Below are 15,380 nucleotides of genomic sequence, written 5' to 3' on the forward strand. Positions count from 1 at the left end.
TATGGGCGAGACAAAGAAGAATTCAAAAGCAACTTCTATATTAAAAAACAATCCCCTGACATCCATAGTCAAGGGCAACATAGGAATCATAGTGGTTCTGATAATCATGTGTGTGGCCGTAGCACTTGCCACAGACAAGTTTTTAACGACCAACAACATCATATCAGTGCTTAGACAGATATCGATCAACACATACATAGCACTTGGAATGACACTCATAATCATACTTGGTCACATTGACCTGTCAGTTGGATCGATAGTAGCTATGTCGGGAACTCTGACCGTAGGTTTTATAGTTAATCAGGGTCTTCCTCTCGGCGTAGCAATAGCAGCAGGCCTTCTGGTCGGCACAGCGGCTGGCTTTGTAAGTGGTTTCATAGTAGCCAATTTCAAGGTGCCTGCATTCATCATCACAATGGCCATGATGAACATAGCAAGTGGTATAGCTTATGTCTACACAGGTGGACAGTCAACACGTATCACAAACAAGCTCTTCATCGAGATCGGTACAGGATATCTGTTCAATGTGATTCCACTTCCGGTAGTGTACATGGTAGTGCTCATCATACTGTTCAGCTTCATCCTCAGTAAGACAAAGTTCGGAACATATGTATACGCGATAGGTGGTAACCGCGAGGCCGCAAGACTTTCAGGTGTACCTATCAAGAAGATAGAGATCATAGTGTTTACAATATCAGGACTTCTCTCAGCATTCGCAGGACTTGTACTCTGTTCAAGAATGTACTCAGGCCAGCCTTCAGTTGGAAGCGGATACGAGCTTGATGCCATCGCAGCCTGTGTACTTGGCGGAACCTCTATGACAGGTGGTAAAGGAAGGATCAGTGGAACAGTATTTGGTGCCATGGTCATCGGAATCATCTCAAATGGTCTTAACCTTATCGGAGTGTCATCATACTGGCAGCTCATCATCAAGGGTCTCATCATCGCATGTGCGGTACTCCTTGATGGACAGAAGGGCAAGCTTGAGCTCCTCAAAAAGAAGAAACTTGCAGCAAACTAGTAGAAAGAGAGGACTGATAATATGGAGATTTTTAGAAAGATGTCCTTCGCGGATTCCACGGGAGATGCAATACCTTTCTACCACGAGGGCAAATATCATATATTCTCACTGACTTCCCCTCCGGGAACAACAGTGTACCCGGCAAGACTCAGAACAACATGGAGCCACAGTGTATCAGATGATCTGGTGCACTGGGAGGAGCTTCCTACAGCGCTCTATCCGGGCGAAGGCGACGAGCCGGATGCATCAGGAGTATGGACTGGATCAGTCATATACGGTGAGGGCAAATACCATGCATTCTATACAGGCTACTGTCTCACCGCAGAGTATCAGCAGACCATATGCCACGCTACAAGCGACGATGGAATCACGTGGGTGAAGGATGCAGCCAATCCGGTCATCACACCTATGATAGAGCTTTACGAGAAACTTGACTGGAGAGATCCATATGTATTCTACAATGAGGAGGACAAATGTTACTGGATCCTCATATCAGCGAGAAGGTTGGATATGCCGATAACCAGAAGAGGATGTATAGTTCTCTACAGATCAAAGGATCTGGTCAACTGGGAATATTACGGACCGATATATTCACCGGGACACACCAACTGTCCTGAGTGCCCTGAGATGTACAAGATGGGAGACAATTGGTATCTCTCATACTCAAGATTCTCAGAATATGTAAATACAATATACAGAGTTGCAAAGTCACCATTTGGCCCATGGAGAAAGCCAAAGAAGGATGGAATAGGCGGAAGAAGATTCTACGCAGCCAAGTCCATGCAGGATGATGACGGCAGACGCTTCTACTTCGGTTGGGCTCACGACAGAGCAGACAGAAGCGACAGAGGTGAATGGTACTGGGGCGGAACCTTCTGCGTGCCGCACGAGGTAGTTGCCACAGCGGATGGAGGACTTGACGTAAAGCTTCCAAAGGAATATGAGCATGTATTTGAGAAGCCTGTGGCATGGGATTACATCCCTGTACTTGGAAATGCAAAGCTTCACGGAGACAGACTGGTTGAGATGGATTCAGTAAGCACATGTACATACGGATTCCTTGGACACAACGAGGAGAGCTACATGCTGAAGTGCAAGATCATGCCTAGAGAGGTGTATGACCATTTCGGTATACTGCTCAAGTCAGACAAGGAAGCAAGCGGATGCCTTCTCCTTGAGTTCGATGTGGCCATGCAGAGAGTGTCACTGGTAAATCTTCCTATGGGAGTTGACCCGTTCTGGGTTCAGTCCTGTCAGGCTGTGCCTCCTGCAACGGAGCCGGGCCCTGATGGAGTCAGAGTGTGCGAGAAGACATTTGACATAACAGAGGGCAGCGAGATAGATGTGAAGATCATCGTTGACCATGATATGGTGGAGGTATTTGTCGGAGAACAGGTGGCATTTACATACAGGATATATGCAAAGCCTGAGTTTGAGACAGGACTTCTGGCACAGGATGCAAGAGTAGAATTCTATGACATAGAGATCACAGGAAAGTAAAATTCACAAGGAGGATCCAACATGGAAAAGAAATATGATGTTGTGGCTCTTGGTGAATTCCTGATAGACTTTACCCCTGCCGGAAGCACTGATTCCGGGATGAAGCTCTTCGAGCAGAATCCCGGAGGCGCTCCGGTAAATATGCTCACGGCGGTCAGCAAGGCCGGACTTAAGACCGCGTTTATAGGAAAGGTCGGGGATGACATGCATGGCAATTTCCTTATTGAGACGGCAAAGCAGGCAGGGATAGATACCAGAGGTATAGTTGTCGATGACACGGTATTTACCACTTTGGCATTTGTCACTCTGGATGAGAACGGAGAGCGTGAATTCTCATTTGCCAGAAAGCCGGGAGCGGACACAATGCTCTGTTACAAGGAAGTGGATGCCGACCTGCTAAGAGACACAAAGGTGTTCCATATAGGTTCGCTGTCTCTCACGGATGAACCGGCCAGAACCACCACATTCCAGGCGGTGAGAGAGGCGAGAAAATACGGAGCGGTGATATCCTATGATCCAAATTACAGAGAGCCGCTGTGGGACAACAGAGAAAATGCGATGGAGAGAATGAAGAGTATTCTCCCATTTGTAGATATAATGAAGCTTTCGGATGAGGAGACGGCACTCCTCACACCATTTGAAGATCCGAAGGAGGCTGCGGAGTATCTCCTTGGAACAGGCGTCAGACTTGTTGCGGTCACCCTGGGAAGTGAGGGTGTGCTGATATGCAGCAGGGATGGCAGCAGAAAAGTTCCTGGATTTGTCAGCCATGTGGTCGACACAACCGGAGCTGGAGATTCGTTCTGGGGGGCATTTGTATCGCAACTTATAAGGGCGGACAAGAGCCTGGAGGAATTCAGTATAGACGAGCTTGAAGAATTTGCAAGATATGGAAATGCGGTGGCGAGCCTGTGTGTCGAGAAGCGCGGAGGACTCAGATCGATTCCTGAAGAGAGCGAGACATTTGAGAGACTCGCAGTAAAGTAAGTGTACTACAATTTTTCACATAAAATTTTCCCTTAACCCTGAAGGCCGGAGAGTTTCCGGTCTTCTTTTTTGTACAATCTAACATTTGGACAGTATAATCATTCAAAAGTGCATTGACTCATAATTCCATTTCCTATAATATGTGGTTGGTGAACAAAAAAATAATCATATATACCACATATTATTAGGAAGAAGAGATGATAAATTGGGAGGAGAGAAACAGAGCGAAAATACCAGGATCATATAAGGAGTGGCTTAGATTTTCAGGAAAATGTCGTATAGCAGGTAATACAGCAACATTTTGGGGACCGAATGAATTCCATTCTGAATATGTACCAGAAGGATTGGTTATAATTGGGGAAATTAATGGTGATGGAGAAGTGGTGTGCTTTTTAAAGAATGAAGGCGTTTTTGTACGGGTATTTGAAGGGAAAACAACAGAGCTTAATGATTTTGCGTGTGTTCTTAAGGAAATAATAAAATTAATGGATGATAAACCTATCTTATCTCAAGAAAGATATTTAGAAATATTGCAGAAAATCAAAGAAAAAAAGGATAGGGAGAAAAATAAATAAGCGAGCAGGGACGCAGCAGTAAATGGGTCCCATTTGTGATACAGGCGGAATGCAATAATAAAATGTGATTTTAATAATTATATACGCTCATAAAATGTGAAAAGGAAGTTAGTAAAAACTATAATTATGTGATATAGTATTCTGTGAGGAGGTGGAAGTATGTATTTTAAGAGAAAAATAGATGACTTTTTATTGAATTGGAAAGAAGATATATCGCATAAACCATTAATCATAAAAGGTGCAAGACAGATTGGAAAAACAGAGTCTATATTACATTTTGCAGGTAATGTCTATGCAAATGTTGTATATATAAATTTTGTGTTGGATAAAAGATTTCGTGCAATTGTAAGTGATGGCTATGATGTAGACACGGTAATAAAGAATATTTCTTTGGTTGATCCAAATTTGAAATTTGTTCCAGGGGAGACAGTTATAATTTTTGATGAAATACAGGAATATCCGGATGTAGCCACATGTTTGAAATCATTTAATATAGACAGAAGGTTCGATATTATTTGCAGTGGTTCTATGCTTGGGATTAATTATAAAAAGATTCATAGTAATAGCGTTGGAAACAAAACAGATTATGAAATGTATTCTATGGACTTTGAAGAATTTTTGTGGGCAAAAGGATATACGCAGGAACACATAGATGACATTTTAAGGCATATGATTGAGCTCAAACCATTTAACGAAACGGAGTTAAATGTGTATAAGGCGTTGTTTCTGGATTACTGTGTATTAGGTGGAATGCCGGATGTAATCAGAGGATATATAGAAACAGGTACATTTTCCGGATCGACTGCTGTGCAAGAACAGATCAGGCTTGATTATGAGGAGGATGTTCGTAAATATGCAGAAGGGATGGATCAGGCAAAAATCATAAGTGTATATAGAAGTGTGCCCTCTCAGTTAGCGAAAGAAAATAAGAAGTTTCAGTTTAATAAAATAGATAAAAATGCCAGATCAAGGGAATATACCGGTTGCATTGAATGGTTAATTGATGCAGGAGTTATTATAGAGTGTCAGTGCCTTGGGTATCCTGAGCTGCCACTTAAAGGAAATGTAGATGAAGGAAAATTTAAGTTGTATTATCCGGATACGGGATTACTGATTTCTGCACTTGATGAAGAAGCACAGGAGGATTTACGTGTAAATAAGAACCTTGGTGTTTATAAGGGCGCGTTATATGAAAATTTTGTAGCTGAAGCCTTTATTAAACAGAAATTGGGGTTATTTTACTATAAAAAAGAAAACTCAACTTTAGAGGAAGATTTTTTTGTCAGATCAAAAAGTGAGTTGCTGCCGGTAGAAGTTAAATCAAACAACGCCAGATCAAAATCTTTGTCTTCGCTGATAAAAAATGAAAATTATAGTGATATAAAAAACGGAATTAAGCTTGGTGATTTTAATGTTGGATATGTAAACAATATATATACGTTTCCGTATTTCTGTGCATTTATGATTAAGGCATTTGTAAAAAAATTGGATTAAATATAGTGTAATCTTTCTGTGCATTTTATTAGGCGTATTTGATTTTGCGAATAAGGCTTTTCTTAAGTGGGTGAAGGCTGATAAGGATGATTTAGATGGAGAAATAATAATGCAGATATTTGTTGATGCAGATGCGTGTCCGGTAGTGGACATTGTTGAGACGATCGCAGAAAAATATAATATACCAACTACACTTTTGTGTGACACGAACCATGTGCTGTATTCTGATTACAGTGAAGTTATAGTGGTTGGTGCCGGTGCGGATGCAGTAGATTATAAGCTGATCAGCATATGCCATAAAGGGGATATCGTAGTGTCACAGGATTATGGCGTTGCTGCTATGGCACTTGGTAAAGGGGCATATGCCATTCATCAATCCGGTAAGTGGTATACAAATGAAAATATTGACCAGATGCTGATGGAACGGCATCTTAACAAGAAAGCAAGGCGAAGTTGTCACAAGCATCATATGAAAGGACCGAGAAAACGTACAGAAGATGATGATTTACGTTTTGCTCAATCCTTTGAAAAACTCATACGGATGGCAAAGGCAAATGAAGGCAGTTCGAAGGAAAATGATGAACAAAGAAAATAGTTGCATGGCTATTTCTATATTGTATATTTGTTTGTAAAATGGAAAAATGAAGCTGAGAATGATGGCTGGCTGCTGATCATAGCGTGATATGATCATATATGAGCTTTTCGGACGGACAGAGTAAGAAGTATCAGGTTTCTACCAGTGGCAGTAATACTCTGACGGTGAAGATCTCGTCTTTTGCAAAGAACTGGAACTGACCATGATAGGAGTCGGCGATTGCGGCAATATTCTTAGTTCCGAATCCATGTCCTGTCTGTGTGGAGACAGGCATCCCATTTTGAAAAGAAACCGTTCCGATAAACGGATTGCTGATCTGGATCAGAAGCGTCTGATTCCGTTCGGCGAGCTGAACCTGTATGAATTTTTCCTCTGTTTCGATCGATGCATGGAGCGCATTTTCCAGAGCATTTGACAAAATGGCACATAGCTTTGTGTCGGACAGAGGAAGTTCCGCAGGGATAGAAGCCTGAACCAGCAGGGAGATGCCCTCTGATTCCGCTTTGGTATCATAGGCGGACAGAAGCAGATTGATCAGCTCGTTTGAACAGAAGCGTTTTGGAGTGATCGCATCTAAGTCGGATTGGGCGGTTTGTATATATTCCTGAATCTTATCCAGATTCCCGGTTCCTGCAAGTGCCTGCAAATAAGTAAAATGGTGGCGCATATCATGGCGGTAGGAGGCTGCCTGTGTCTGCATGGTGCGCATATGATTCAGATCAATGGCAGCATGTGTAAGCTGCATATGAAGAGATTCTGCCAGGCGTTCTGCCTGTTCCTGTTCTTCCAGTTTATGATAATAATAAAAGATAAAAACAAAATAGAAAATGCAGCAAATGGACGGCATGAACTGAACTACAAATTCGTTGCTGGTATAAAGCATATCGGTATAAATCGTAGAGGCATAATCGAAAAGATAGTAGCAGAGAGGAAGGATGCCAAGAATATAGACGGATTTATTTGCTTTTGGCATAAAATGCTGCGCCAGATTTGATTCATAGTGGTATAGGAAATAAAAGGTTACAAAGGCACATCCTACATAAACGATCGTATAGATGATCTTATTGTCAGAAAATAAGCGAACCGCCAGTCCGCACCAGAGAGGGATCTGACAGCACATATAGGCAGTCAAGACACTGACAATCGAAGTGATCCATGAGCATTTGTATATCAGCCAGAGAAAAAGCACCAACGGAAGATGTACAACGACCGGATACAGCCCTCGGGAAATCTCCTGTCCGAAGACTGCGAAAGAAATGATCTGAAGTATTCCGTCGAGGGCACAGAAAACAGACAGAGTGAGTATGTTTTTCCGGTTAAAAGGAACACCGGTAAAACATACGCTTGCTACTGTACCAAAGAGGAATACGGTAATAAAATAAATACTGTCGCAGAGAAAACTCATATCATTGTCTCCTTATTATTTCCCAAAAGAGTTTGTATAGGCAAAATTTAAAAACTGTTCCGAAATCTTCGTGTAGTTATTTCTGGAAAGCGGAATCTTCTGACCGTCTGTCAGGATGATATCGCTTTTCGTAACATATTGAATGTAATTCATATTTACCGCATAAGAACGATGTGGATATATAAAGTCCGGATAGGCTTTCAGAATATCCTGAAATTCCGTAAAGGTCATTACGGCAGAGATTATGGTCTGATCTGCCAGATGTAAGGTGATGGTTCTGTGTGTGACCTCACCATAGACCAGAGAGGATACCCGGATCCGGCTGTACTGCTTCTCTGTCGTATAAATGATGAAGCTTGCGGTATCTTTCTCATCCAGTTCGGCAAGAATGGAATCTATGGAGGCAAAAAATTTTTCTTCGGTTACCGGTTTTAACAGATAGTTCTGGGCTTTTACTTCGTAGCTGTCTACCGCATATTCCGGAGAACTTGTCAGGAATATGATCTCGGTATCTGTTCCGGAAGCTCTGATATTTCTCGCAATCTCAATTCCGTTTTCTCCTGGCATTAAAATGTCCAGGATCGTAATATCAAATCGTTTTCCCTGATCGATGGCATCCAGTAATGAGAAGCCATTTTGAAATATATGAATCTGAAGCGGTGTGGCATGAAGCTCCTGATATCGTTTGAAAAGCGCTGCCAGTATCTGCCGTTCCTGTTTGCTGTCGTCACAAATCGCTATATGTATCAAAAAATCTACTCCTTATCATGGCTTAACAAATATATGATAAGCCGATCGTTGATCGTCATTTGTACAGGCGTACTCATTGACCTGAGTTCATTATAGCATAGTTCTGATCAAATCGACGGACATTTCATGCACATATAGTGACAATTCATGTAGCGGATGCAAAAAAATGAAATCTGTTGTAGAATGCAGAGCTGCTTCATGATAGACTGAAAATATCAAGAAAACCCGGATCAATGGAGGCTTAGTAATGGGAAAAGTACGATTAAATGATAATACAGAAATAGTTGCAGCTGTAAAAGAAGGACTAAAAAGGAAGGATGGATATTGTCCGTGCAGGCTTGAAAAGATACCGGAGAATAAATGTATCTGTAAGGAATTCCGGGATCAGATCAATGATCCGGAGTTTGAGGGATACTGCCATTGTCAGTTATATTACAAAGAAAAGTAAAATAATATATGAATTATTATCAGGACATATAGACTGGTTCGTCAAAATAAACATAAAAATATTAATAAATCAAAAAAAATTGCTAATAAATCCAAAAATATTCTATTCTTTCTTCCTGCTTGTCACATTATAATGAATTTAGTCAATGAGACAGAGCGAAAAATAAACAAAATGTACAAACAGGAGGAATGAAATATGAGAAAGAAAAAAATTATAGCTGTCGTTGCAGCAGCAACACTTGCATTATCAATGGTAGGATGTGGATCAGGCGGATCAGGCGGATCAGGCGGAAGCAGCTCAAGCGGAGTTGCAAATAAGGATAAGCCACTTTGCTGGTTCAACCGTCAGCCATCCAACAGCTCAACAGGAGAACTTGATAAGGAGGCATTAAGCTTCAACAAAGATACTTATTATGTAGGCTTCGATGCTAACCAGGGTGCTGAGCTTCAGGGCCAGATGGTACTTGATTATATCAAAGCAAATGCAGCAACAATCGACCGTAATGGTGATGGTGTTATCGGATACGTTTTAGCAATCGGTGATATCGGACACAATGACTCAATCGCTCGTACTCGTGGTGTTCGTTCAGCACTTGGCACAGGAGTTGATGCAAATGGTGCAGTTGATTCAACACCTGCAGGTACAAACGTAGACGGATCAGCAAAAGTTGTTCAGGATGCAAAGCTTGATGTAGGTGGTAAGACATATACAATCCGTGAGCTTGCTTCACAGGAAATGAAGAACTCAGCAGGTGCTACATGGGATGCAGCAACAGCAGGAAACGCTATCGGAACATGGACAGCTTCATTCGGTGATCAGATCGATGTAGTTGTTTCAAATAATGATGGTATGGGAATGTCAATGTTCAATGCATGGGCAAAGGATAACAAGGTTCCTACATTTGGATACGATGCTAACAGCGATGCAGTAGCAGCTATTGCAGAAGGTTACGGCGGAACAATTTCACAGCATGCAGATGTTCAGGCTTACTTAACACTCAGAGTTCTTCGTAACGCACTTGATGGTGTAGACGTTGATACAGGTATTGGCACAGCAGATGAAGCTGGTAACTGCTTAACAGAAGGTGAAGATTACAGATACAGCGAAGAAGAAAGATCATACTACGCATTAAACGTAGCAGTAACTGCTGAAAACTATCAGGATTTCACAGATTCAACAAAGGTTTATGACAAGGTTTCAAAACAGCTTGATTCAAGCAAGAGCCCAACAAAGAAAGTATGGCTTGATATCTACAACGCTTCAGATAACTTCTTAAGCTCAACATACCAGCCACTTCTTGAGAATTACGATGATCTGCTCAACCTGAAAGTAGATTACATCGGTGGTGATGGTCAGACAGAGTCCAACATTACAAACCGTCTTGGTAACCCGGGCGAATATGACGCATTTGCGATCAACATGGTTAAGACAGATAATGCAGCATCATACACAACACTTCTTAACAAATAAGATAACGGATCGGCAGGCAATAATGATTTAACTCAGAGGGGTGTCAGATACAAGATTTGATACCCTTCTTTTACTAAGAAAGGGAAGTAGAGATATGGCAGAAGATAAGAATAAATACATCTTATCGATTCAGGGCATGAGCAAGTCATTCGGTAGAAACAAGGTTCTGGATCACATCAACCTGAATGTGAAACCGGGCTCGATCATGGGTCTTATGGGTGAGAACGGTGCCGGAAAATCGACAATGATGAAATGTCTCTTCGGAACCTATCAGAAGGACGAAGGAACTATAATATTAGATGGTAAAGAAGTAAACTTCTCAGGTCCAAAGGATGCCCTTGAAAACGGAGTTGCAATGGTTCATCAGGAGCTTAACCAGTGTCTTGAAAGAAGCGTTGTGGACAACCTGTTCCTGGGACGTTACCCAAAGAATTCCCTCGGTGTGATCGATGAGGGCAGAATGAAAAAAGAAGCTTCGGATCTGTTCAGAAAGCTCGGTATTACCGTAAATCTGACACAGCCGATGAAGAAAATGTCAGTATCGCAGCGTCAGATGTGTGAGATCGCAAAGGCTATTTCTTACAACTCAAAAGTAATTGTACTTGATGAGCCTACATCCTCACTGACAGCACCTGAGGTTGCAAAGCTGTTCAAGATGATGAGACAGTTAAAAGAGCAGGGAATTTCCCTGATTTATATATCACATAAAATGGATGAGATCTTCGAGATCTGTGACCAGATATCCGTTCTTCGAGATGGTAGTCTGGTAATGACAAAAGACAGTAAGGACACAAACATGAACGAACTGATCTCCGCAATGGTTGGTCGTTCTCTTGACAATAGATTTCCACCTGTAGACAATGAGCCCGGTGAGACAGTTCTCTCCGTACAGAACCTGTCAACAAAGTATGCACCAAAGCTCCAGAACATCACATTTGATGTTAAGAAGGGTGAGATTTTCGGACTGTATGGTCTGGTAGGTGCAGGTCGTACAGAGCTCCTTGAAACCATATTTGGTATGCGTACAAGAGCAGCAGGAAATGTACTTTATAACGGCAAGATGATGAACTTCTCATCACCAAAGGATGCCATGGATCATGGTTTTGCCCTGATCACAGAGGAAAGAAAAGCAAACGGACTTTTCCTGAAAGCAGATATCACATTTAATACAACAATTGCAAATATGAATCACTATAAGAGCGGAATCGCACTTAGCCATGACGATATGGTTCGTGCAACCGCAGAGGAGATCAAGGTCATGCATACAAAATGTATGGGACCGGATGATATGATCGCAAACCTCTCCGGTGGTAACCAGCAGAAGGTTATCTTCGGTAAATGGCTGGAGCGTTCTCCTAATGTATTTATGATGGATGATCCTACAAGAGGTATCGATGTAGGTGCCAAGTACGAGATCTATGAACTGATCATCAACATGGCAAAGCAGGGTAAAACGATCATCGTTGTATCCTCAGAGATGCCTGAGATCCTTGGTATCACAAACCGTATCGGTGTTATGTCGAACGGTCATCTTGCAGGAATTGTAAATACAAAAGAGACCAACCAGGAAGAATTATTAAGACTTAGTGCGAAATATTTGTAATAGAGAGGAGTTTTGGTTATGGCAGATAAAAGTAAGATCCTTTCGGCTGATGCAGAAGCAGCGCTTTTGAAGCCGATTGATGAATATGTAGGAAAAATACAGTCACAGATCGATGCACTCCGTGTAGACGGATCTGACAAGGTTCAGAGCTATAAGAACCAGATCGCAATTGCGAAGGAAGACAAGAACTTATCAAAGGATGAGAGAACAAAAGCAGTTGCAGCAGCAAAAGCCGGACTGGAAAAAGCAAAGAGTGTGGAAGCAGCAAACAAGGATAAAGTATCCAAGTTGATCGCAGAAGCAGAAAAGTACCTTTCCGAGAATTATAACAGTAAATATTATGATAAAGTAGTTGCAAGCTGCGAGGCAGAAAAAGCAGCAGAAAACGAAGCTTATGAGAAGGTTCGTGCAACGATCAAGACAGAGCACGAACAGACACTTGCCAAGCTGTCCGCTGCAGACGAGATCAAAGATGAGAAATATGTATATAAGAACAGATTGTTTGATGCACAGATGTCTCATGAATCCAGATTACAGGAGATCAAAGACAGAAAGCATGATGCATTTGCACATAAGTTCCATCTGATCGACCTCTTACGGATGTCCAAATACACATTTGGTCAGAAGCAGGCTCAGAAGATTGAGAATTACAAATACACATTTAATACATCCCAGTTCCTTTATAAGAACGGTCTGTATATCGTAATCATCCTGATCTTCATTGCACTTTGTATTATCACACCAATCGTTAAGAATACACAGTTATTAACCGTTACCAATATCCTGAATATCTTACAGCAGGCATCTCCTCGAATGTTCCTTGCACTCGGTGTTGCCGGTCTGATCTTACTTACAGGTACTGACCTTTCTATCGGACGTATGGTAGGTATGGGTATGGTTACAGCAACTATTATCATGCATAACGGCCCTAACACAGGTGGCGTATTCGGACATATCTTTGATTTCTCAAATATTCCGGCCGCTCCTAGAGCAATTCTTGCACTGGTAGCCTGTATAATTCTTACAACAGTATTTGCAAGTATCGCAGGTTTCTTCATGGCGAAGTACAAGATGCATCCTTTCATCTCGACCATGGCGAACATGCTGATTATCTTTGGTTTAGTAACATACGCAACAAAGGGTGTATCATTCGGTGCGATTGATTCTTCAATCCCTAGCATGTTCATCCCTACATTTGGCAGCTTCCCATCTATTATTCTTTGGGCAATTGTAGCAATCATTGTTGTATGGTTCATCTGGAACAAGACAACATTTGGTAAGAATCTGTACGCTGTAGGTGGAAACCCGGAAGCAGCAGCAGTTTCAGGTATCTCAGTATTCAAAGTAACACTTGGCGCATTCATCCTTGCAGGTATCCTTTACGGATTCGGTTCATGGCTTGAATGTAACAGAATGGTAGGTTCCGGTAGTGCTGCTTATGGACAGGGCTGGGATATGGATGCCATTGCAGCCTGTGTAGTTGGTGGCGTATCATTTACAGGTGGTATCGGTAAGATCTCCGGTGTTGTAACTGGTGTACTTATCTTCACATCATTAACATACTCACTGACAATCCTTGGTATTGATACAAACCTTCAGTTCATTTTCGAAGGTATCATCATCCTTGCGGCTGTAACTCTTGACTGTCTCAAGTATGTACAGAAGAAGTAAGGAAATGTAATAATCGCTCACAAAAAAACGATATAAATCAAAAGCCGCTCCGTTCGTCTTTGATGTGCTTTCTGTCAGGTTGACAGATGCAAGCTCCAGACTGAACGGAGCGGCTTTTAAAATATCAGGAGTACGCTGTTATTTTATTTGGATATATATAGTAAAACGGGATTTTGGGGTTCATTCTGAACGTAGATTTGTTATAATAAGGAACAGATAGAAAGAATAGAAGAGGAATGAGATATGGATAATTATAAAGTGGTACTCGTCGATGACGAGGTGGAAGTAATCGATGCGATCGAACAGAGGATTCATTGGGATATATTAGGATTTGAAGTTGTTGGAAGTGCGACAAACGGTGTGAAAGCACTGGAGCTCGTGGAGAAGCAGCAGCCGGATGTCGTGATAACCGATATCAAGATGCCATATATGGATGGACTGGAGCTTGCCAGGAGATTGAATAAAGAATATCAGAATATCCATATCATCATTTTTACAGGATTTGATGAGTTTGAATATGCGAAGGAAGCTGTTCATCTGGAAGTAGAGGAATACATGCTGAAGCCGATCAATGCTCTGGAGCTTACGGAATGTATGAAACGGTTGAAAAAGACTCTGGATAAGGAGAGAGAAGAGCGTCTGAATGTAACAAAGCTTGAGAATTATCTGAAGGATTCCCTTCCGGTGCTTCAGACGAATCTGTTTGTTTCGTTGATCGAGGGTCGTGTAAATGAAGAATATTGCGAGAAGTTTTTGAATGCGTATCAGATTGATATAAAAGGACCGTATTATTGCTGTGCGATCTTTCATACCTCGGAGCATCATGTTCCGGATGGTATGAATCCGTTGCTGCTTGCCATGTCAGTTGAGCATGAGATCAAGGATCGTTTAGCACCGGAATGGAAGAATCATATGTTCACATATCTGGGAAATGCGCTTATGATCATAGAACTGGAAACGGAAGAAATGGTCGTTGCATTTACAGATGCCTGTGACCGATTCTGCAAATGGGCATATCGTGTTATGGGAGCTGTTGTGACTGCGGGAATCGGAAGAGTCTGTGATAATCTGATCAGCATTAATTCTTCTTATGATGGAGCAAGAGAAGCAGTTTCTTATCGTGTATTATATGGAACGAGCCGTGCAATCAATATTGGTGAGATCGCACCGAAGGAGCAGGAGATCCTGATCCAGCCGGAGGATACAAAGATGCATGATCTGTTCAAGGCTATTCATCTGGGAGTACCGGAGACACTTGAACAGTCGGTGCGGAAGGAAGTGGAGAAGCTTCATAATAATGCGCAGACCGTGAACCAGTATAACCTTGCGATCATGGAGATGGTGGGAGCATTTTATCGATTCTGTGCTAATAATTTTATAGATTTTAATGAGTTTTGCGGTAATGTCGGAAATCCATACGAACGTGTACCGGAGATGGATGAAAGCACATTAACCGCGTGGATGATCGATTCGGCAAAAGCCATCAGTGAGGAGCTGAAAAATGCCAGAAACAGTACATCGAGACGTATGGTTACGGATGCGCAGAATCTGGTGCATGACAGGTATATGGAGCCGAATCTTTCCCTGGATACCGTGTGCTCGGCACTTGGAGTATCGAATTCTTATTTTTCCAGTGTATTTAAAAAAGAGACAGGAAAAGCATTTGTAACATATCTGACCGATTACCGGATGGATCATGCGGCAGAACTGATTCTCGAAACAAATGAGAAAAGTTATCAGATTGCAGAGCGGGTCGGTTATCTTGATGCAAATTATTTCAGTTATGTATTTAAGAAGCGTTTTGGGGTTTCGCCATCCAAATACAGAACGGAGCATCTGAAAAAATAAAGGATAAATAAGG

13 protein-coding genes are annotated in these 15,380 nt (G+C 41.8%); 11 read left to right on the forward strand and 2 right to left on the reverse strand.

The genetic code is table 11. The features are described from left to right. Position 1 precedes the first annotated feature (1 nt). The 6 genes from rbsC (at position 2) to DWW43_RS01570 (ending at position 6,172) form a co-directional block, all read left to right on the forward strand. Positions 2 to 1,021, forward strand: coding sequence for a ribose ABC transporter permease (rbsC, locus tag DWW43_RS01545; RefSeq protein WP_008402271.1), 1,020 nt, complete (start codon positions 2 to 4; stop codon positions 1,019 to 1,021). Positions 1,022 to 1,042: 21 nt separating this feature from the next. After that, entirely contained in the window at positions 1,043 to 2,521 is a 1,479-nt protein-coding gene (locus DWW43_RS01550; protein ID WP_119962532.1) for a glycoside hydrolase family 32 protein, read from the forward strand. A 21-nt stretch (positions 2,522 to 2,542) separates the two neighbouring features. Then, positions 2,543 to 3,508: a carbohydrate kinase gene (locus tag DWW43_RS01555; RefSeq protein WP_117808615.1), complete on the forward strand. Its 966-nt coding sequence runs from the start codon at positions 2,543 to 2,545 to the stop codon at positions 3,506 to 3,508. Between the two features lie 197 nt (positions 3,509 to 3,705). Continuing rightward, complete coding sequence (locus DWW43_RS01560; protein WP_119962533.1) at positions 3,706 to 4,083, forward strand: hypothetical protein; 378 nt, start codon at positions 3,706 to 3,708, stop codon at positions 4,081 to 4,083. Between the two features lie 159 nt (positions 4,084 to 4,242). Further along, a complete protein-coding gene (locus tag DWW43_RS01565) occupies positions 4,243 to 5,577 on the forward strand; it encodes an ATP-binding protein (RefSeq protein ID WP_119962534.1) in 1,335 nt (444 codons plus the stop codon). Positions 5,578 to 5,686: 109 nt separating this feature from the next. Beyond that, complete coding sequence (locus tag DWW43_RS01570; protein ID WP_021944548.1) at positions 5,687 to 6,172, forward strand: YaiI/YqxD family protein; 486 nt, start codon at positions 5,687 to 5,689, stop codon at positions 6,170 to 6,172. Between the two features lie 130 nt (positions 6,173 to 6,302). On the opposite strand, the gene DWW43_RS12250 is transcribed toward DWW43_RS01570, so the two are convergent. After that, positions 6,303 to 7,577 carry an ATP-binding protein gene (locus tag DWW43_RS12250; protein WP_243104371.1) on the reverse strand — a complete coding sequence of 425 codons (1,275 nt, stop codon included), beginning with the start codon at positions 7,575 to 7,577 and terminating at the stop codon, positions 6,303 to 6,305. 15 nt (positions 7,578 to 7,592) lie between these two features. Beyond that, complete coding sequence (locus tag DWW43_RS01580) at positions 7,593 to 8,327, reverse strand: LytTR family DNA-binding domain-containing protein (protein ID WP_119962535.1); 735 nt, start codon at positions 8,325 to 8,327, stop codon at positions 7,593 to 7,595. Between the two features lie 247 nt (positions 8,328 to 8,574). Between DWW43_RS01580 and DWW43_RS01585 the strand changes: the two genes are divergently transcribed. The 5 genes from DWW43_RS01585 to DWW43_RS01605 all read left to right on the forward strand — a co-directional run bounded on the left by DWW43_RS01585 (position 8,575) and on the right by DWW43_RS01605 (position 15,367). After that, positions 8,575 to 8,775, forward strand: a complete 201-nt coding sequence (locus DWW43_RS01585; RefSeq protein WP_119962536.1) for a ferredoxin thioredoxin reductase catalytic beta chain — start codon at positions 8,575 to 8,577, stop codon at positions 8,773 to 8,775. 195 nt (positions 8,776 to 8,970) lie between these two features. Further along, complete coding sequence (locus DWW43_RS01590) at positions 8,971 to 10,245, forward strand: substrate-binding domain-containing protein (RefSeq protein ID WP_117808612.1); 1,275 nt, start codon at positions 8,971 to 8,973, stop codon at positions 10,243 to 10,245. 94 nt (positions 10,246 to 10,339) lie between these two features. Beyond that, positions 10,340 to 11,848 carry a sugar ABC transporter ATP-binding protein gene (locus tag DWW43_RS01595; RefSeq protein ID WP_008402285.1) on the forward strand — a complete coding sequence of 503 codons (1,509 nt, stop codon included), beginning with the start codon at positions 10,340 to 10,342 and terminating at the stop codon, positions 11,846 to 11,848. A gap of 18 nt (positions 11,849 to 11,866) precedes the next feature. Then, positions 11,867 to 13,519, forward strand: coding sequence for a galactoside ABC transporter permease (locus tag DWW43_RS01600; RefSeq protein WP_117808611.1), 1,653 nt, complete (start codon positions 11,867 to 11,869; stop codon positions 13,517 to 13,519). Between the two features lie 243 nt (positions 13,520 to 13,762). Next, positions 13,763 to 15,367 carry a response regulator gene (locus DWW43_RS01605; protein ID WP_119962537.1) on the forward strand — a complete coding sequence of 535 codons (1,605 nt, stop codon included), beginning with the start codon at positions 13,763 to 13,765 and terminating at the stop codon, positions 15,365 to 15,367. Positions 15,368 to 15,380: the final 13 nt, after the last annotated feature.

The sequence above is a fragment of the Clostridium sp. AF15-41 genome (assembly GCF_003604095.1).
Lineage (GTDB): Bacteria > Bacillota > Clostridia > Lachnospirales > Lachnospiraceae > Coprococcus.